We start from the raw sequence: 17,479 nt of genomic DNA on the forward strand, positions 1-17,479 counted from the left end.
ACCCGATCCGGCGCCCCGGCGGCCTCTGCCGCGTTGCCGATCCCCGCCGGGATGGCGGGCAATCCCGCGAAGCTCTACTTCGCGGCCCGCACCACACCGTCACAGCAGGCCCCGGCCTCCTACGGCAGCTACGCCAAGGGCTGTCAGGCAGGGGCCGTCGCCATGCCGGAAACCGGCCCGACCTGGCAGGCGATGCGGCTGAGCCGGAACCGCAACTGGGGCCAGCCGGAGTTGGTGGACTACCTGCAGGACCTCAGCCGCAAGGCCGCGCGGATCCCCGGCTGGAACGGCATCTACGTGGGCGACATGTCCCAGCCGCGTGGCGGCCCGATGTCCTCGGGCCACGCCAGCCACCAGATCGGCCTGGATGCCGATGTCTGGCTGCGCCCCGCAGATAACCTCGGCCTGAGCCGGGCGGAACGCGAAAGCCTGTCGTCCATCGGCACCCGCCGCGCGGGCGGCGCCTATGTGAACGACAACTGGACGCCCGAGCACATGGCCCTGCTGAAGGCGGCGGCCAGCGATGACCGCGTGGCCCGTATCTTCCTCTTCCCCGGCGCCAAGGTCTGGATGTGCGAGAACGCTACCGGCAACCGCGACTGGCTGCGCAAGGTGCGGCCCTGGTGGGGCCATTACTACCACTTCCACGTCCGGCTGAGCTGCCCGGACGGCATGGCCGGCTGTGTCGACCAGGCGCCGCCGCCGCCCGGTGACGGCTGCGCCGAGGCGCGCGAATGGGTGTCGAACATCCTCAATCCGCCGGCGCCCGATCCCGACGCCCCGCCGCCTAAACCGCGCCCCGAGCTGACCCTGGCTGACCTGCCGCGCCAATGCGTCTCCGTTCTTCAGGACGGCTAGGCGCCGCTCTCCTGGCCCTCCTTCCGGTGCTGGCCCTTCCGGCGTGCAACCAGGAGGCCCCCGACCTGTCAGTGCCCCCGGCCAGCCAGGCCACCGCCCGCATTCCGATCGAGGATGATGCGCCCGGCTTCGGGGGCTTCTCGGCGCTGGAGGTGCTGGAGGACGGGCGGCGCTTCGTTGCCCTCTCCGACGGCGGGCTTCTGGTGCAGGGAGACCTGCAACGCAATGCCCGGGGGCAGCTGACCGGGGTCCGAGTAACCTCCCGCCACTGGCTGGTTCATCCCGAAGGCCACCGGGTGCGCCAGAAGGGACAGGACCCGGAAGGGCTGACCCTGCTGCCAGATGGCCGCCTGATCGTGTCCTTCGAACACTACACACCGCCATGGATCTACGAGGGCGCGATCGGGCATCCCGACGGCACCCGCCTTCCCGCCCCCGAGGCGCTGGAAAACCCACCGGATTCTCCCATCCTAGGCGCCAACACGGCCTATGAGACGGCGGCGGTGGATGCGCAGGGGCGGCTGATCCTGATCCCCGAACGACCTGCCGGCGGCGGCCCCCTCCACCCCATCTGGCGGCTGGATGAAGACGGCTGGGCCCGTGTCGCGGACTGGCCGCGCGACTCAGGTTTCCTGCCGGTCGGTGCGGACCTCGGACCGGATGGACAGCTCTACGTCCTGGAACGCGCCTTCGGACTGGGCTTTTCGGGGCGCATCCGGCGGATCGACTTGGCGCAGCCGGACCGCGCACCGCAACTGGTCGCCCTCCTGCCCCGGGACCGGCGCAGCAACTACGAAGGCCTGTCGGCCTGGGCGGACGATAACGGGACGCTGCGGTTGACGATGATCTCCGACAACAACTTCACAGGCCTGCTGAACCAGCAAATACTGGAAATTTCGCTTGCCGGATCGCCGGACAGCGGATAAAGCCCGCCAATCCCGTGGCCCCGCGCCCGGGGCAACAAGTCGCCGCGACCTTGTCTAAAAAACGGAAACGACATGCAACGTACCCATATCCCTGGCATTCTTGCCATGGCCGCGATCGTCGTGGCCTCCAATATCCTGGTTCAGTTCCTGATCCTCGACGGCCTCCTGACCTGGGGTGCCTTCACCTATCCCTTCGCCTTTCTCGTCACCGACGTGATGAACCGCCTCTACGGCCCGGCCGCCGCGCGGCGGGTGATCCTGGCCGGTTTCATCGCCGGAATCCTCTGTTCCCTGATCGGCACGCAGATCATGCTGCAGGGCGACGGCTACACCTACGCCGCCGTGGCGCTGCGCGTGGCCGTGGGCTCGGCCCTGGCCTTCCTGGTGGCGCAACTGGTCGACGTGGCCGTCTTCGACCGCCTGCGCCAGGGCAACTGGTGGCGCGCGCCTCTGGTCAGCTCGATCATCGGATCTGCCCTGGACACCACCATCTTCTTCACCGTCGGCTTCGCGCAGGTCATCACGATCTTCGGTGCGAACGCCGATGCGGAGATCTCCTGGGCCTGGGAAAGCGTGCCCTTCATGACCATCGGCCCCGCCGTGCCGCTGTGGGTCTCTCTGGCCGTGGCCGACTGGGGGGTGAAACTGGCGCTGGTGCTGGTCGCCCTGCTGCCTTTCCGGGCGCTGACGGGCAAAAAATCCGCAAGCCCTGCATAAAGTGTTTTGTTGTTAACGAGTTCCGTGCCACCCTTTCTGTATCGGAAACAAGCAGAAAGGAGGTGCTCTAGTGTCTATTGAGGTATTGGAGAAAGGGTTCGGAACAGTCTGGAGGGTGAACGTCTGAGGCAGCCCTCGGGCGTTGAAACTCCGGGTTGGTTCGCCTAACCGAACCACCTCCTGATCTCGAGAGGGCCGTTCCTGCCGAAGGAGCGGCCCTTTTCCGTTGCGGTCAGGCGCGGGGGTTGGGGGCCTTGCCCCCCTTGGACCGTACCGGCCCAATTCCCCCCAGAGTATTTCGGGCTGTCGGATGAGAGGGGCGCCGGTTTGAGCTTCGGCCGGATCGTGCCATATGAAAGCGGGGCGCCATCGGGGCGCGAAGAGGTTTGGCAATGCTGCGGATCACGGATCAGATCGCGATTGAGGACTGGGAGCTGGTGGAGCAATTCATCCGCGCCTCGGGTCCCGGCGGCCAGAACGTGAACAAGGTCTCCACCGCAGTCGAGCTGCGTTTCGAGGCGGAGCGGTCGCCCAATCTGCCCGAGCCGGTCAAACGTCGGCTGCGGCGGCTGGCCGGGCGGCGTTGGACCAAGGACGGCGCGGTGGTGATCCAGGTCTCGGAGGAGCGCAGCCAGGCCCGCAACCGCGACTTGGCGCGGGAACGGCTGGCGGAGCTGGTGCGCAAAGCGACGGTGGTGCCGAAACGCCGGATCCCGACGAAGGTGTCGAAGAACCAAAAGCGCAAGCGCGTGGAGGCGAAGAAGGCGCGGAGCGAGGTGAAGGAAGGGAGGGGGTGGGAGAGGTGAGTTTCCCCTCACGAGGGAAAGCTTGCGCCTAGGGTGAGTGAAATCCACCATTCGGTGGACACCCCGGAACGAAGAATTGACACCTACTCTAAGGAATGCGATGAGAAGTTCTTCTACCGCCATGAGCAATAGAATACGCTAGACAGCCAGACACGAGCACAGTCTGAGACTGCCACGATAAGCTAATAAGCTGCTCCGTATATCCTAAACCACAACCTCGAACCGCTGCTGCTCCCCAACCCCGAACACCCGCTTGTACCGGGCGATCTCGCTCTCCGGCCCCATGGCCTTCTCGGGGTTGTCCGACAGCTTCACCGTCGGGTGGCCGTCCGCCGCAATCGCCTTGCAGACCAGCGAAAACGGCGCCAGGGCATCGTTCGGCGCCAGGCCGCGGAAATCATTGGTCAGCAGGGTGCCCCAGCCGAAGCTGGCCTTCACGCGGCCGTGGAACTGGTGCGAGAGTTCCTCGATCTTCTCCACGTCCAGCCCGTCGGAGAAGATGACCAGCTTCTCGGTCGGGTCCTCGCCGCGGCTTTTCCACCAGTCGATGGCCGTCTCGGCCCCCGTCGCCGGGTCGCCGCTGTCGATGCGGATGCCGGTCCAGCCGGCCAGCCAGTCGGGGGCGTTCTTCAGGAAACCCGCCGTGCCGTAGGTGTCGGGCAGGATGATGCGCAGGTTACCGGAATGCTCCTCGTGCCAGTCAGCCAGCACGTCATAGGGGGCACGCGCCAGCGCCGCATCGTCGGGGGCGAGGGCCGAATAGACCATGGGCAGCTCATGGGCGTTGGTGCCCACGGCCTCCAGGTCGCGCTTCATGGCGATCAGGCAGTTGGAGGTGCCGATGAAGGCCTCGCCCAGCCCCTCGGTCATCGCCTGCACGCACCAGTCCTGCCAGAGATAGCTGTGCCGCCGGCGGGTGCCGAAATCGGCGATCTTCAGATCCGGCAGGTCGCGCAGCCGCTCGATCTTCTCCCAGAGCTTCGCCATGGCGCGGGCATAGAGGACCTCCAGCTCGAACTTGCCCATCTGGTGCAGCACGGCGCGGCCGCGCAGCTCCATGAGGATGGCGAGCGCCGGGATCTCCCACAGCATGACCTCGTGCCACTTGCCCTCGAAGGTCAGCTCGTACTGGTCGCCGCGCCGTTCCAGCGTGTAGGGCGGCAGGCGCATGCCCTCGAACCACTCCATGAAATCGGAGCGGAACATCTGGCGCTTGCCGTAGAAGGTGTTGCCGCGCAGCCAGGTGCTCTCCCCGCGGGTCAGCGAGAGGGAGCGCACGTGGTCGAGCTGTTCGCGCAGTTCGCCCTCGTCGATCATCTTGGCCAGGGGCACGTCGGCCGAGCGGTTGATAAGAGAGAAGGTGACGGTCGTGTCGGGCTTGTTGCGGAAGACCGACTGGCACATCAACAGCTTGTAGAAATCCGTGTCGATCAGGGACCGGACGATCGGGTCGATCTTCCATTTGTGATTGTGGACGCGGGTTGCGATGTCGACCATGGGGCCCTCCCTGGATATCGGGACGATAAAGCAGGGGAGGGGGTTGGAATGCAAGGGTGGCGGGACGGCGGATCGCCCGGCGCGTCCGGGCCGTTCCGGGGCTTGACCTCCGACAGCGGGTCCGTCCCCCGCCGCACTCCCGCCCGATTTCCGCCCAAACCCGGCCCGCAACCCGCCGCCAAACGGCCCCGCACCGGCCCCGGTCGTGTCCCGGGGTTGCCGCAATTCTACCGGACAAGGGGATCACAGTTAATAGCACGTTATTTCCAGTGGTGGTCCAAGACACAGCTTCAGACCTGTTCCGACCTGGCGCCGAGGGGATGCCCCCGATGAACTATGATTTCGACATGCATTCGGTTCTGCCGCTGGCCGCGCAGAGGAAGGCCCGTACCGAGGGCCGCAAGGGCGATCTGTCGGGACAACAGATCGCCCTTTTCCGCGACCGGCGCGTCGCCGACGCCCTTCGAGCGGCGGATCGCGAAGTGCAGGAGCTGTTCCTGGAATCCGGTTTCGGCCTGACCAGCTGGGTCAGCGACCTGCCACCGGGACGCTTCCGCGCCATCGACGAAGAGGCCCGCAACGCCGCCATCGCCCGGTTCGCCGCCAACCTGCGCGCCTCGCGCGGGCGGCTGCGGACCAGCAACTGGGGCGGCTTCTCGATCAGCGATTTCACCGATGGCTACCTGAATGCCAGCCCGTTGCCGCAGCCGGTCGGGATCCTCGCCGGCAGGACCTCCGACCCCGTGCCGCCCACGCCGGACATGTCGCCGGACCTGGTCCCGCCGAGTGAGCTGGCCATGCGGACCCGGGCGCGCCTGCGCCGCCGTCGACGCAACGGCCTTCGCCAGCTGTCCCTCCGGACCGGCGCGCAACTGGCCCGGCTGAGCCCGCTGCAGAAGGTCTGCGCCCTGGGGGCCGGCCTGGTCGCCTGGATGCTGGCGCTGACGATCTGGCACATTCTGGACAACGGCCTGGGCGTGGAAATCGCCCATGCCATGGCGCGGATCACGGCCCGGCTGGGCCCCTGACCGCCACCGAGACCCGCTTGCCGCCCTTATGGGACCCCCGTTTCACGGGGAAGGGCGGCGCGGAGCCGCGGGATCAGGCGAGGATGACGCCCGCCTCTGCCATGGCCGTTTCGGCCGCGGCAAGCGAGCCGTCCATGTCGATCCCGCGGCACAGCTCCCGCCGCACCGTCACCTTGAACCCCAGTTTCGCCGCATCCACCGCGCTGTAGTTGACGCAGAAATCGGTGGCGAGGCCGACCATCACCAGATCGGTGATGCCGCGGCTGCGCAGGTAGCCTTCCAGCCCCGTGGGCGTGACGTGGTCATTTTCGAAGAAGGCGGAATAGCTGTCGATCGCCGGGTTGAACCCCTTGCGGATGATCAGGTCGGCCCGATCCACGGTCAGATCCGGATGAAATTTCGCCCCGTCGGAGCCCTGGATGCAGTGATCGGGCCAGAGGACCTGCGGGCCATAGGGCATCTCGGTCATCGACATCACCTCGGCCCCTGGGTGGGTGGAGGCAAAGGAGGAATGGCCCGCCGGGTGCCAGTCCTGGGTCAGCACCACCACCGGGCTTTCGACCATCAGCGCGTTGATGCCGGGGACGATCTGATCGCCCTCAGCCACGGCCAGGGCACCGCCCGGGCAGAAGTCCTTCTGCACGTCGATCACGATGAGGGCCTCGGTCATGGGATATCTCCTTCTGCGGCGCGGGCAGCCCCGCGATCTCGCGCGCAGCTTCGCCCCTGACCCGGCGGGGGTCAATCAGGTCACGCAGCCCATAGGTCAGCACCCGGCAGGGCGCTGCCGCCCCTGCCCGTGAAACGGGCGCTATTGCCGCAGGGGCGCCAGGGGCCTTGCCCGACAGGCGGCGGGGCGCTAATCCGCGCCTCATGTTCACCGTCTGCGCCCTCTATCACTTCACCCGTTTCGATGATCCGGCTGCGATCCGCGGCCCCCTGCTGGCGCTTTGCGAGCGCGAGAAGATCTGCGGCTCGCTGCTGCTGGCGCGGGAAGGGGTCAATGGCACCATCGCCGGCTCCGCGGCCGGCATCGACGCCGTTCTGGCCCATATCCGCGCCCTGCCCGGCTGTGCCGACCTGGAATGGAAACTCTCCACCGCCAGCGAGCGCCCCTTTGCCCGCATGAAGGTGCGGCTGAAGAAAGAGATCGTCACCATGGGCCAGCCGGATGTCGATCCGCTGGCCGCCGTCGGACACTATGTCGAACCGGCGGAGTGGAACCAGCTGATCCGCAGCCCCGACGTCGCCGTCATCGACACCCGCAACGACTACGAGGTGGCCATCGGCACCTTTGAAGGAGCGGTGGATCCGCAGACCGTCAGCTTCCGCGAGTTCCCCGCCTGGTGGGAAGAAAACAAGGACCGGTTCCACAACAAGCGCATCGCCATGTTCTGCACCGGCGGCATCCGCTGCGAGAAGTCGACAAACTTCCTGATGGGTCAGGGAATAGAGGATGTGTACCACCTGAAGGGCGGCATCCTGAAATACCTCGAAGAGGTGCCGGCGGAGGACAGTGCCTGGCAGGGCGAGTGTTTCGTCTTCGACCGGCGCGTCTCCGTGGGGCACGGGCTGACCGAAGGGCCGCATATCCTGTGCCATGCCTGCCGCCGCCCGATCCTGCCCGAGGACCGCGCCCGGCCCGAGTACGAGGAAGGCGTGTCCTGCCACCTGTGCATCGACGAGACGACCGAGGCCGACAAGGCCCGGTTCCGCGAACGGCAAAAGCAGATCGCCCTGGCCAAGGCGCGTGGCGAGAAGCACCTGACCGAGTTGGACGACTAGGACCATGGCCCGGGTGATCTTCCTGCATGGCGCGTCCAGCGCGGGGAAATCCACCCTGGCCCGGGCCCTGCAACAGGCCCTTCCCGACCCCTGGTGGCATGTCTCGATCGACAAGCTGCGTGATGCGGGGGTGCTGCCGCTGGCCCGTTTCGCCACCGGCGAGTTTGACTGGACGGCGGCGCGGGCGCCCTTCTTCGATGGGTTCCACGCCAGCTTGGGCGCCTATGCGGCGGCGGGCAACGATCTGATCCTGGAGCACATCCTGGACACACCCGGTTGGCTGGCCGATCTGACACGGATCCTGGCCGGGCACGACGTGCTTTTCGTCGCGCTGCATTGCCCGCTGGAGGTGCTGGAAGCCCGCGAAGCCGCCCGGGGCGACCGCCCGGTCGGCAGCGCGGCGCAGGATTTCCGCACTATCCACACCGGGCTGACCTATGACCTGGAGTTGCAGAGCCTAGACGGTGTCGACGTCAACGTGACCCGGGTGATCGCCGCCCTGGCCGAGGCACCGCGCCGTTCGGTCTTCGCGCGCGGGGGCGCTCCCCGGCCCTGACGGCCGCTTCGCCCAAGCAGGGCACTGGGGGTCGCCGGTGTGAGATCCGTCTTCCGTTTGCCACCCAGCGGCAGTGAATGTGCGCCGCCTTTCCCACCCGTCCCGGATCAGCCCCCGCGCGGTCCGGCGCATAGGGGACCGGACGCGGGGTTACGCTCCACCATGCCGACGCTCAGCCATAGCTGCGCACCAGGCTGGAGGCCAGCAGTGTCCAGCCATCGGCGATGACGAAGAAGGACAGTTTGAAGGGCAGCGACACGATCGCCGGGGGCACCATCATCATCCCCATCGACATCAGCACCGCCGCCACCACCAGGTCGATGATCAGGAAGGGCAGGAACAGCAGGAAACCGATCTGGAAGGCGCGGGCGATCTCGGACAGCATGAACGACGGGATCAGGACCGACAGCGGCGCCTCCGGCCCGGTCTCGATCTGGTCGGCATCGGGGCGCAGGGCGGCCATGGCCTCGAAGGTGTCCACATCCATGCGGTTGGCCATGAAGCCGCGGAAGGGATCGACGGCGCGCGGCAGGGCCTCTTCGACTGTCAGCCGTTCCTCGATCAGAGGGGAGATGCCCGCCGACCAGCTTTCGGTCATCACCGGCTCCATGATGAACCAGGTCAGGAACAGCGCCAGCGAGACGATCAGCATGTTGGGCGGCGCCTGTTGCAGCCCGAGCGCCTGGCGCAGGATCGACAGGACGGTGACGAGGAAGGGGAAGCAGGTGATGGTGATCAGGATGCCTGGCGCCAGGCTGAGCACCGTGATCAGCAGGATCATCTGGATCCCGCGCGCCGAAAGCGAGCTGCCCTCACCCAGGTCCAGCGTCAGATCCTGGGCTCCGGCCGGGCCACCCATGACCAGCAGGGCCAGCAGCAGAGGCAGGCAGGCGAAGCCTGGGGACAAGATCGGGCGACGCGCCGGGCAGGACACTCGGGCAAGGGTCTGTTTTGCACCGGTCGCGGGGTCAGCACCGACTGCGGGCCGGCGCGGCATCACGAGTGCGGGCCGGTGGCAGGGCGAGGCTTTCGAGTCGGCGAAACCGCCCAGCCTGCCCCGGCGAGGGGCCGCGTAGAGAGCTTCGACCGGAGCGCAGGCCTTCGGATCTGTCTGCGAAGCGCAAACGGTTCCCCGCGCCGGCCTCAGATCCCATGCCGGCGACGCCGCGCCTGGCGGCGGCGTCCGGAGCTCTGTGCAGCAGGCCAATGGCCTCTCCACCCGCGCAAAAGCCGGTTTGGCCGAGGCGACGTCGCTGCCTCCCGTGTCGACCGGCGGTGAGCGCATGTCGCGTCTCGTCACGACGGACAATACCTGACGCCAGGGCGACATGGGCCGCCCCGCGTGCGCTGCCCTCCTCCGCTGCGTTACAGGCGGGCGGCATGACGGCCTCCGTCCGAGGGCGGCATGCAGGCCGTACCAAGGCCCCACCGTGATCGACCCGCACCTGGCAGCGCCGCCGATCAGCTCCCCGGTCGTGGCGCGGCGTGGAAAGTGGCGCCGTCTGCGCCCCTCTGCCATGACCTAGAGCTCCCCCGACAGGTCCGAAACCTCGGTCAGGCGCACGGCCAGCTGACCGGCATTGTCACCCTCCATCTCCTCCAGCTCTCCCCGGGCGATCAGCCGGTCGCCAACGTAGAGCTCCACCGGATCCTCGACCCGACGGTCAAGCGGCAGCACGGAATCGCGCGTCAGCTTCAGCAGATCGCGGATCAGCGGACGGGCCTTGCCAACCGAGATCGTGATCTCGATCGGGACCACGGTGAAGGGGTTCCCCCGGCTCGGGGTCTCGGCGCTGTCATCCATGGTGTTCCATCCTTTCCTGCTCCGCGAAGAACCCGGCCAGGGCGTCGCGGATGCCATCCGTCACCGCGCCCAGGTCGATCTCCGTCTCCTCCTCTCCGAACCGCAGAAAGACCTGCCCCTCGGAGAGGGTGTCATCACTTTGCACCCGCACCGGGAAGCCGAAGTCCTGCTCTGCCAGCCCGTCGACCACCGCCCGGTTTTCGGGGGCCACCGAAATCTCCACCGCCGTGGCGGACCGCTCGCGGGCCAGCGCCTCAAGTTGCTCGGCAACCCGCAGGCCCAGGGTGTCCCGTGCCGCCTCCGGCAGGATCTTCCCGACGATCTCCTGCAGCAACGGCTTCACCGAGGCGAGCATGTGCGAATGCGCCTCGTGATAGGTGAAGGAGAGGTCCTGCAGATTGCGCGCCAGATCGGCGCCGATATGCGCCTGTTCCTCCCGCCCAGCCTTGGCCGCATCATCCCAGCCGGCCTTGTAGCCGTTCTCGAAGGCTTCGAGGCGGATCGTCTCCAACTCCTCCTCTGACAGGCCCGGCGGCGCAGTGGCGTCGGGCCGGCCGAAATCCTCCAGGATGCGGGCGATGGGTTTCATGCCCGCTCCTCATCCTCTTCCAGCCAGGAGCGCAGGATCTCCATCGTCTCGTCGCGGCGGTCCTCGATCAACGCCTGCAGCTTGGCCACCGGATCATCCTCAGCACCACCGCCGCCATCGAAATCGGCCATCATCGGGAAGCCGCCGCCATCGTCATCGCCCCCGAAGCCGCCAAGGCCCGGAAGCTCCGGCAGCTCGTAGTCGTCGTCGATTTCCCCGTCCAGCGGGGCCTCCCCGTCGCCGGCCGTCAGCAGCGGTACTTCGGCGCCCCGCGCCAGAAGCGGGCGGACAACAAAGAGACCGAGGATCAGCGCCACGACCGCCAGGACGGCCATCTGGATCAGCGACATCACGTCGATATGGATCTGGTCGAACAACCCGGGCGCGGCCAGGGTGCCCAGCTCGGCCACAGGTTCGAACTGCATCGACTTTATGGTGATGACGTCGCCCCGCGCCTCGTCAAACCCCACGGCCGACGCCACCAGATCGCGCAGCGCCTCCAGCTCGGCCTCGGGCCGGTCCTCGAAAACAGCGGTGCCGTCGGCGCCCTCAATTTCGGTGCCATTGACCAGCACCGCCACCGTCAGCCGCCGGATCGCCCCGGCGGCGCGCAGCACCTCGCGATTCAACTCCGACACCTCGTAGTTCACCCGCTCCCGCGTCTCACTCTGCTGCGAGGAAGAGGTGCCGCCGCCCTCGCCGTCGCCATCCGGCAGGTTGGAGGCCACGGTTACATCGCCGCTGCCGGAGTTCTGCGAGGTATTGCTCGCCTCCTCCGTTTCGGTGGAGATCGCCACACGCTCCTGCGGATCGAAGCGTCGCTCGCGGATCGACTCGCTTTCGTTGTCCGTTTCCACCGCGACCTCGACCACGGCATTGCCCAGGCCCACGCGCGCCTCCAGCAGGCGTTGCACCTTCTGCTTCAGCTCCTCCGCGCGGTCCTGCGCGGTGGTCGAGCCGGTGGCTTCATCCGCCAGGCCAATAAGCTCAGCCGAATCGTCGATCACCGCCACGTCATCGGGATCCAGCCCGGCCACGGCAGAAGCCACCAGATAGCGCAGCGCGCGCGCCTGGGCGGCGGAGACCTCGCCCGAGGCGGTCAGCGCCACCGACGCGGTCGGCTTCAGGTCCCGCTGGAAGGGGGTGGCGCCCTGGTGGGCGATATGGACGCGCGCCGCCGCGATCTGCGGCGAGGCGGCGATGGTGCGCGCCAGCTCCCCCTCCTTCGCCCGCCAGTAGGCGGCATCGAACATCTGGCTGGTGGTGCCGAATCCCGACAGGTTGTCGAGCAGCTCATACCCCTGCGAGGAATTGCGCGGCAGCCCTTCGGAGGCCAACGTCATGCGCAGCTCATCCCGGCGCGCGCCCTCGACATAGATCGACCCGCCCTGCACGTCATAGACCACGCCACGCTGGTCCAGCGCGCGCACGATTTCCCCCGCCTGGCCGCTTTCCAGGCCCGAATACAGCAGCGACAACGAGGGTTTCGAGGCCAGATTCGCCAGCCCCAGCACGGCGGCGAACATGGCCATCGCCGCCAGGATCGCCGTCACCCGGCGCCGCATATCCAGGTTGCTCCAAAGCGTCAGAAGCTGTTGCAAACCATCTCTCCCGTCCATCCGGCCTTCTGCCGGTGTCTGCCCCTTAATGGGCCGAACGGGCTTAATAATCGGTTAGTGCCTGAGCGCTAAAACCTCCCTGACGAGTTTTCCGACGGAGGGGTCCGGAGCCCATGGCCGAGGCCACAACAGAGATCGAGGAAGAGGCGCCGAAGAAGGCGTCGAAGCTGCCGCTGATCCTGGCGCTGGTGCTGGCGCTCGGCGGCGGTGGCGGGGCCTTTTTCGCGATCTACAGCGGCATGATCCTGGGCAGCGACGAGGCCGAGATGGCGGGCGCCGGGGCCGAGGCGACGAAGCCCTTCGTCGCACCTGACGTTGCCTTCATCGCGCTCGATCCGATGACGATTTCGCTGGGCCGCGCCTCGGAAGGCCGGCACCTGCGGTTCACCGCCAATATCGAGGTGCCCAGCAACCAGGAAGACAATGTGCGCAAGGTCCTGCCGCGCATCGTCGACGTGCTGAACGGCTACCTGCGCGCCCTGCGGATGGAAGATCTGGAGGACCCGGCGACCCTGGTGCGGATCCGCGCTCAGATGCTGCGCCGAATCCAGGTGATCACCGGACCGGACGCAGTCAGCGACCTGCTGATCGTGGAATTTGTACTGAACTGAGGAGACCGGAATGGAGCTGAAGCCATGGAACTGATCGCCGATATCCTGCTGGTCGCCGGCGCTCTGGGGGCCGGGTTCTACTGCTATATCCTGGCCCGTCGCCTGTCCCGTTTCAACGACCTGGAAAACGGCGTCGGCGGAGCTGTGGCCGTGCTGTCGGCGCAGGTCGACGACCTGTCGAAGACCCTGCAATCGGCCCAGGGCGCCGCCGGCGAGTCGAGCGCCTCACTGCAACAACTGACGGATCGTGCCGAGGGGGTCGCCAAACGGCTCGAGCTGCTGGTGGCCTCGATGCATGACCTGGAGGTTGCCGCGCAGAAACAGGCGCAGGACGAGGCCCCTGCGGTCTTCGCCCGCCACAACGAGACGCATTGAGGTCGCCATGGCCAAAGCAGCGAAACCGGGCGTCCCGGACGGGCGCAAGCGCGCCAAAGGCGCCCTAGGCGCCACAGCACCAGCGGGCGGACGCAAGCGCCGCCGGGCGCGCCCCCGGCGCGGAACACTCGCGCTGATCGCCGGGCTCCTGCTGACCTCGGCGGTGATACGTGTGGCCCTCCACTCGGACCAAGTCATGGCGCTGGACGGTCCGGACTTGCCCACGATCGGCGACACCGTCGCCGCCGCAGGCTGCGATCAGCCGCCCGAGATTGAGGCCATGCTGGAGGCCTTCGAGGCGCGCGAAGCGCGGTTGACGCAACGCGAGACGCAATTGCGCGACCGAATGACTGCGCTGGCCATCGCGGATGAGGAAATCGAGAAGAAGCTGGCCCAGCTCGAAGAAGCCGAATCCGCCCTGCGCGCGACCCTGGCGCTGGCAGACAGCGCCGCGGAGAACGACCTTGGTCAACTGACCGCCGTCTACGAAAGCATGAAGCCGAAACAGGCCGCCGCCCTGTTCGAAACCATGGACCCGGAGTTTTCCGCTGGCTTCCTGGCCCGGATGCAGCCCGCAGCCGCAGCCGCGGTCATGGCGGGGCTGTCGTCTGAAAGGGCCTATGCGATCAGCGTGATCCTGGCGGGCCGAAATTCATCGGTTCCAAAGGAATGACCCCTAGCGTGAGGGCCGACTAGTGGAATCGGGGCAGCAGAAATGATCGGTTTTGTCGGCATCGGTGTCATCTTCGCCATGGTTTTCGGCGGCTATATCCTGGCCGGCGGCAAGATGGGCATCATCATCAAGTCGCTTCCCTTCGAGATGATGATGATCGGCGGTGCGGCGGTCGGCGCCTTCCTGATCTCCAACGACATGGCGGCGGTGAAACACACGCTGAAAGATGTCGGCAAGGTCTTCAAGGGCCCAAAGTGGAAGCATGACGATTACCGCGACCTGCTGTGCCTGCTCTTCGAACTGATCCGCCTGGCCAGGCAGAACCCGGTGGCAATCGAGGAGCATATCGAGGATCCCGAGAATTCGTCGATCTTCTCCAAATACCCACGCATCCTCAGCGACAAGGAAGCGATCGCGCTGATCTGCGACACGATGCGCTCCGCTTCGATGAACTACGATGACCCTCACCAGGTGGAAGAAGTGCTGGAAAAGCGGATGGAGGCGAACGCCCACCACGCCCAGCATTCCAGCCACGCCCTGCAGGCGATGGCCGACGCGCTTCCGGCGCTTGGCATCGTTGCCGCGGTGCTGGGGGTGATCAAGACGATGGCCGCCATTGATCAGCCGCCCGAGGTGCTGGGTGGGATGATCGGCGGCGCCCTGGTCGGCACCTTCCTGGGGGTGTTCCTAGCCTACGGCTTTGTCGGCCCCTTCGCCGGACGGCTGAAAACCGTGATCGACGACGATGCGCATTTCTACCAGCTGATCCGTGAGGTCCTGGTGGCCAACCTGCACAATCACGCCACCAACATCTGCATCGAGGTTGGGCGCCAGAACACGCCATCCCATTGCCGACCCAGCTTCTCCGAGTTGGAAGAGGCACTGAAGGACGTGAAAAGCAGCGGGGCCGCATGAGGCGACAAGTCTCCCCTCCTCCATCTCGCCGGAAACGGCGCGCGCCGGTCCTTCTGGGGCTGGCCGCTCTCGTTCTCCTGGCCCTGTCAGGCGGCGCCCACGCCCAGGCCATTCTAAGATCCGGCGATCATGCCAATTTCACTCGGCTGACCCTGCCACTGCCTGAAGGCACAGCTCCGTCGGTGGAGGCACAGCCCGGACGCGCGATTCTGCGTTTCTCCGGCCCGATGGGTCCGGTGGACACCTCGCGGGTCTTTGACAGGATCGGGCGTGATCGCCTGACGGCCGTGACCCTGCAACAGGGGCCGGCGCTGCGCCTCGACCTGGCCTGCGATTGCCCGGTCGAAACCTCCGTCACCTCCGGAAACCTGATGATCCTCGACATTCTCGACGCCCCCCCCTCACAGAGGACCCTCCGCTGCCCGGCCCGGCTCCCGACCGACCGGAGGCGCCAGAGCCCAAGCCCCTGATCGCCGGCCTGCCCGAGCGAAGCCCACCACCGGACGCCACCCCGGCGCCCTTCACTTTCGGCCTGCCCCCCGTCGATCCATTGCGCCCCGGGCCGGTCTCCATAGCGGCCGCCGCGCCACCACGGAACGCCTCGGCCCGGGTGCCCGGCGCACCTCCACCACAGACCGAACCAGCCGCAGACGGAGCTCCCCTCCGCCTGTCGCCGGTCGATCTGCCGCAAGGCCCGCCCGGGCGCGAGGATGTCGCGGAGACAGTCGAGACCCTGACCGCGCTTCCCGTCCCAAACCCGGAGACCGCACGCCTGACACGGGAGCTGGAAGAGAGCCTGCTGGCCGCCATCGGCAGTGCCGCAACCGAGGGGCTGCTGGCCCCCGACGCGCGCCAGGCTGCCGCGCTGAGCGAGGCACAGCGCCAGGTCACCGGCATCCTGGCCGATGGCATCAGCCCCGACCCGGGGCTGGCAGCCACCCCCAGCACCTTCGCGCCGGAGAATGCCGGCGGCGATGACCGCATCATCCTGTCCGGGAATCCCTGTGCCCTGCACATGCCACCGCTGGTCGCCATCGAGGACCTGGATTTCCTGCGCGAACTTGCCCGGCTGCGCGCCGCCCTGACAGGAGAGTTCGACCGTGACGATGTCGCCGCATATCACGCGCTGGCGCAGCTCTATCTCTCCCACGGATTCGGAGCCGAGGCGCGGCAGGTGCTGGATACGGTGCAGCAACCGCCACTGGAAGCGGCGGAAATGGCCTCGGTCGCGCGAATTCTCGAATATGGCCACGACCCTGAGCCCAGCCCCTTCGACGGGCGCCTGACCTGCAACACCGATGCCGCGCTCTGGGCCGCGCTGGCGCCGGACACGATCCCCCCTGGCAGCGACTTTGATGCCGCCGCGATCAAACGCAGCCTGATGGCAATGCCCGGGGCGCTCAAGGCGGTCACCGCGCCTTTGCTGGCCAATCGTTTCATGGCGGCGAAAGAAGAGGATTTCGCCCGGGACGTCCTGCGGATCGTGGAACGCGACCTGCTGGACACCTCGGCGCGGCAGGCCCTGGCCGCTGCCAAGCTGGCCAGTGGCGACGGCCCGCCCAATCGCGCCGACTTCGCGCCACTGATCGCCAGCAACAGCGACATCTCTCCCGAAGCGCTGTTGCACTACACCAATGAAACCCTGGCCCATGACGGCCGCGTCGACACCGAGATCATCGGCCTTCTGGAAAGCTACCGCAGCCAGTACCGCGATGGCCCGCTGGCGACCGACCTGGCCCGCGCCGAGGTGCTGGCCCAGGCCGCGCTGGAGAACTTTCCAGCCGCCTTCACCCTGTACGAAAGCGAGCGTGACCGTTTCGATGAGGACACCCGGGCTGAATTGACCGATGCCCTGGCCGAAGGCCTGGCCTCGACCGCCAGCGACGCCATCTTCACGCGCCTCTATTTCGCCCAAGGGCCTGAAATGGCCGAAACAGCAAGTCCTGACGCCACCAACGCCCTGGCGGCACGGCTGCTGGACCTGGGCCTGCCGGAGACCGCAGACGAGCTTCTGGTCGACGCCCCGCCGGCGAGATCAGACGCGGAAGATGCGCGCCGCCTGCTGCTTGCGCAGGTCGCGCTGGACATGAACCTGCCGCGCAAGGCCGAGGCCGAGTTGGAAGGCCTGTCGAGCGCTGCGGCGGACAAGCTCCGCGCGGCCGCCCGCCTCGCGCGCGAGGATTTTGCGACCGCCCGAGCCCTCTATTCCGCTGCGGGCGAGGCGGAGGCAGCGATCGAGGCGGCCTGGCTGGCGCGCGACTGGCAGGCGCTGGCAGACGCCCAGGCAGAGAAGGCGCGCCTTGCCGAGGTGGTTCAGCAAACACCGGTGGATCTGCCCGAACTTGGTCCGCCGACCCTGGCCGCCAGCCGGGAGGTTCTGGATCAGAGCGACGAGACACGTTCGGCCCTGCGCGACCTGCTGTCGACGCTGAACGTGCCTGATCAGGTCGACCCCTGAACCACTTCACCCGCAAGCCGCAGCGTTTCCCCGCGAGGCGGCGACCGGAATGAAAATCACCGGCAGGCGGAGACCAGTCTGGCCTCCGGTGCGGCACGGCCAAACCCGGTTGTCTTCGTCCCGGCGTCCCCTCGGCTTTGATGACGACACCGCACGGCAGGTTCATGCGTCCTTTGCCTGACATGATGCCGCTTCCCGCAGCGCCATGCAGATCTTTGCGAAGCCTCAACCATTTCGCGGAATAAACGTCGGAACACACTTT

The 17,479-nt window shown here is 67.2% G+C and carries 18 protein-coding genes; 12 read left to right on the forward strand and 6 right to left on the reverse strand.

All coding sequences use genetic code 11. The annotated features are described in order from the left end of the window. The first annotated feature begins 51 nt into the window (after window positions 1-51). From mepA to arfB, 4 genes are all read left to right on the forward strand, one after another. Window positions 52-858 carry a penicillin-insensitive murein endopeptidase gene (gene mepA / locus CVM50_RS18280; protein ID WP_408634075.1) on the forward strand — a complete coding sequence of 269 codons (807 nt, stop codon included), beginning with the start codon at window positions 52-54 and terminating at the stop codon, window positions 856-858. A gap of 26 nt (window positions 859-884) precedes the next feature. After that, on the forward strand, window positions 885-1,784 hold the full coding sequence (locus CVM50_RS18285) for an esterase-like activity of phytase family protein (RefSeq protein ID WP_232618296.1): 900 nt from the start codon (window positions 885-887) through the stop codon (window positions 1,782-1,784). Window positions 1,785-1,856: 72 nt separating this feature from the next. Next, window positions 1,857-2,501, forward strand: a complete 645-nt coding sequence (locus CVM50_RS18290; protein WP_085888805.1) for a queuosine precursor transporter — start codon at window positions 1,857-1,859, stop codon at window positions 2,499-2,501. A 392-nt stretch (window positions 2,502-2,893) separates the two neighbouring features. Further along, entirely contained in the window at window positions 2,894-3,307 is a 414-nt protein-coding gene (arfB, locus tag CVM50_RS18295) for an alternative ribosome rescue aminoacyl-tRNA hydrolase ArfB (protein WP_085888806.1), read from the forward strand. 204 nt (window positions 3,308-3,511) lie between these two features. On the opposite strand, the gene pncB is transcribed toward arfB, so the two are convergent. Next, window positions 3,512-4,804 carry a nicotinate phosphoribosyltransferase gene (gene pncB, locus CVM50_RS18300; protein WP_085888807.1) on the reverse strand — a complete coding sequence of 431 codons (1,293 nt, stop codon included), beginning with the start codon at window positions 4,802-4,804 and terminating at the stop codon, window positions 3,512-3,514. Window positions 4,805-5,133: 329 nt separating this feature from the next. Between pncB and CVM50_RS18305 the strand changes: the two genes are divergently transcribed. Then, window positions 5,134-5,832, forward strand: a complete 699-nt coding sequence (locus tag CVM50_RS18305) for a hypothetical protein (protein ID WP_085888808.1) — start codon at window positions 5,134-5,136, stop codon at window positions 5,830-5,832. A gap of 73 nt (window positions 5,833-5,905) precedes the next feature. On the opposite strand, the gene pncA is transcribed toward CVM50_RS18305, so the two are convergent. Next, window positions 5,906-6,502, reverse strand: coding sequence for a bifunctional nicotinamidase/pyrazinamidase (gene pncA, locus CVM50_RS18310; protein ID WP_085888809.1), 597 nt, complete (start codon window positions 6,500-6,502; stop codon window positions 5,906-5,908). 203 nt (window positions 6,503-6,705) lie between these two features. Here pncA and trhO point away from each other — a divergent pair, with 203 nt between their 5' ends. Continuing rightward, window positions 6,706-7,617, forward strand: a complete 912-nt coding sequence (gene trhO / locus CVM50_RS18315; protein ID WP_085888810.1) for an oxygen-dependent tRNA uridine(34) hydroxylase TrhO — start codon at window positions 6,706-6,708, stop codon at window positions 7,615-7,617. 4 nt (window positions 7,618-7,621) lie between these two features. Continuing rightward, window positions 7,622-8,173: a chloramphenicol phosphotransferase CPT family protein gene (locus CVM50_RS18320; RefSeq protein ID WP_085888811.1), complete on the forward strand. Its 552-nt coding sequence runs from the start codon at window positions 7,622-7,624 to the stop codon at window positions 8,171-8,173. A gap of 172 nt (window positions 8,174-8,345) precedes the next feature. Here CVM50_RS18320 and fliP read toward each other — a convergent pair whose 3' ends face one another. The 4 genes from fliP to fliF form a co-directional block, all read right to left on the reverse strand. Then, window positions 8,346-9,032, reverse strand: a complete 687-nt coding sequence (gene fliP, locus CVM50_RS18325; protein ID WP_085888964.1) for a flagellar type III secretion system pore protein FliP — start codon at window positions 9,030-9,032, stop codon at window positions 8,346-8,348. Between the two features lie 663 nt (window positions 9,033-9,695). Beyond that, window positions 9,696-9,977 carry a FliM/FliN family flagellar motor switch protein gene (locus CVM50_RS18330; RefSeq protein ID WP_085888812.1) on the reverse strand — a complete coding sequence of 94 codons (282 nt, stop codon included), beginning with the start codon at window positions 9,975-9,977 and terminating at the stop codon, window positions 9,696-9,698. Then, window positions 9,970-10,566 (reverse strand): FliH/SctL family protein, encoded by a 597-nt coding sequence (locus tag CVM50_RS18335; RefSeq protein WP_085888813.1) that lies wholly within the window; start codon window positions 10,564-10,566, stop codon window positions 9,970-9,972. The genes CVM50_RS18330 and CVM50_RS18335 overlap by 8 nt, the downstream gene beginning before the upstream one ends. Next, on the reverse strand, window positions 10,563-12,167 hold the full coding sequence (fliF, locus tag CVM50_RS18340) for a flagellar basal-body MS-ring/collar protein FliF (protein WP_085888814.1): 1,605 nt from the start codon (window positions 12,165-12,167) through the stop codon (window positions 10,563-10,565). The genes CVM50_RS18335 and fliF overlap by 4 nt, the downstream gene beginning before the upstream one ends. 131 nt (window positions 12,168-12,298) lie before the next feature. Between fliF and CVM50_RS18345 the strand changes: the two genes are divergently transcribed. The 5 genes from CVM50_RS18345 to CVM50_RS18370 all read left to right on the forward strand — a co-directional run bounded on the left by CVM50_RS18345 (window position 12,299) and on the right by CVM50_RS18370 (window position 17,217). Further along, a complete protein-coding gene (locus CVM50_RS18345; protein ID WP_085888815.1) occupies window positions 12,299-12,796 on the forward strand; it encodes a flagellar basal body-associated FliL family protein in 498 nt (165 codons plus the stop codon). Window positions 12,797-12,820: 24 nt separating this feature from the next. Beyond that, the gene (locus tag CVM50_RS18350) at window positions 12,821-13,171 is read left to right on the forward strand and encodes a hypothetical protein (RefSeq protein ID WP_085888816.1); all 351 of its coding nucleotides are present in this window, start codon (window positions 12,821-12,823) and stop codon (window positions 13,169-13,171) included. 7 nt (window positions 13,172-13,178) lie between these two features. Next, the gene (locus CVM50_RS18355; RefSeq protein WP_232618297.1) at window positions 13,179-13,844 is read left to right on the forward strand and encodes a MotE family protein; all 666 of its coding nucleotides are present in this window, start codon (window positions 13,179-13,181) and stop codon (window positions 13,842-13,844) included. Window positions 13,845-13,886: 42 nt separating this feature from the next. Continuing rightward, the gene (motA, locus tag CVM50_RS18360) at window positions 13,887-14,759 is read left to right on the forward strand and encodes a flagellar motor stator protein MotA (protein ID WP_085888817.1); all 873 of its coding nucleotides are present in this window, start codon (window positions 13,887-13,889) and stop codon (window positions 14,757-14,759) included. 610 nt (window positions 14,760-15,369) lie between these two features. Continuing rightward, the gene (locus tag CVM50_RS18370; protein ID WP_085888819.1) at window positions 15,370-17,217 is read left to right on the forward strand and encodes a hypothetical protein; all 1,848 of its coding nucleotides are present in this window, start codon (window positions 15,370-15,372) and stop codon (window positions 17,215-17,217) included. Window positions 17,218-17,479: the final 262 nt, after the last annotated feature.

Origin of the sequence: Pseudooceanicola marinus, from assembly GCF_002786295.1 — a bacterium.
Taxonomy (GTDB): domain Bacteria; phylum Pseudomonadota; class Alphaproteobacteria; order Rhodobacterales; family Rhodobacteraceae; genus Pseudooceanicola; species Pseudooceanicola marinus.

Excerpts from the sequence above, each read along its gene's own strand:
- mepA (WP_408634075.1), top strand. The coding sequence starts at position 52 with ATGGCGGGCAATCCCGCGAAGCTCTACTTCGCGGCCCGCACCACACCG.
- CVM50_RS18290 (WP_085888805.1), top strand. The coding sequence starts at position 1,857 with ATGCAACGTACCCATATCCCTGGCATTCTTGCCATGGCCGCGATCGTC.
- arfB (WP_085888806.1), top strand. The coding sequence starts at position 2,894 with ATGCTGCGGATCACGGATCAGATCGCGATTGAGGACTGGGAGCTGGTG.
- pncB (WP_085888807.1), bottom strand. The coding sequence starts at position 4,804 with ATGGTCGACATCGCAACCCGCGTCCACAATCACAAATGGAAGATCGAC.
- CVM50_RS18305 (WP_085888808.1), top strand. The coding sequence starts at position 5,134 with ATGAACTATGATTTCGACATGCATTCGGTTCTGCCGCTGGCCGCGCAG.
- pncA (WP_085888809.1), bottom strand. The coding sequence starts at position 6,502 with ATGACCGAGGCCCTCATCGTGATCGACGTGCAGAAGGACTTCTGCCCG.
- trhO (WP_085888810.1), top strand. The coding sequence starts at position 6,706 with ATGTTCACCGTCTGCGCCCTCTATCACTTCACCCGTTTCGATGATCCG.
- CVM50_RS18320 (WP_085888811.1), top strand. The coding sequence starts at position 7,622 with ATGGCCCGGGTGATCTTCCTGCATGGCGCGTCCAGCGCGGGGAAATCC.
- fliP (WP_085888964.1), bottom strand. The coding sequence starts at position 9,032 with ATGGGTGGCCCGGCCGGAGCCCAGGATCTGACGCTGGACCTGGGTGAG.
- CVM50_RS18330 (WP_085888812.1), bottom strand. The coding sequence starts at position 9,977 with ATGGATGACAGCGCCGAGACCCCGAGCCGGGGGAACCCCTTCACCGTG.
- CVM50_RS18335 (WP_085888813.1), bottom strand. The coding sequence starts at position 10,566 with ATGAAACCCATCGCCCGCATCCTGGAGGATTTCGGCCGGCCCGACGCC.
- CVM50_RS18345 (WP_085888815.1), top strand. The coding sequence starts at position 12,299 with ATGGCCGAGGCCACAACAGAGATCGAGGAAGAGGCGCCGAAGAAGGCG.
- CVM50_RS18350 (WP_085888816.1), top strand. The coding sequence starts at position 12,821 with ATGGAACTGATCGCCGATATCCTGCTGGTCGCCGGCGCTCTGGGGGCC.
- CVM50_RS18355 (WP_232618297.1), top strand. The coding sequence starts at position 13,179 with ATGGCCAAAGCAGCGAAACCGGGCGTCCCGGACGGGCGCAAGCGCGCC.
- motA (WP_085888817.1), top strand. The coding sequence starts at position 13,887 with ATGATCGGTTTTGTCGGCATCGGTGTCATCTTCGCCATGGTTTTCGGC.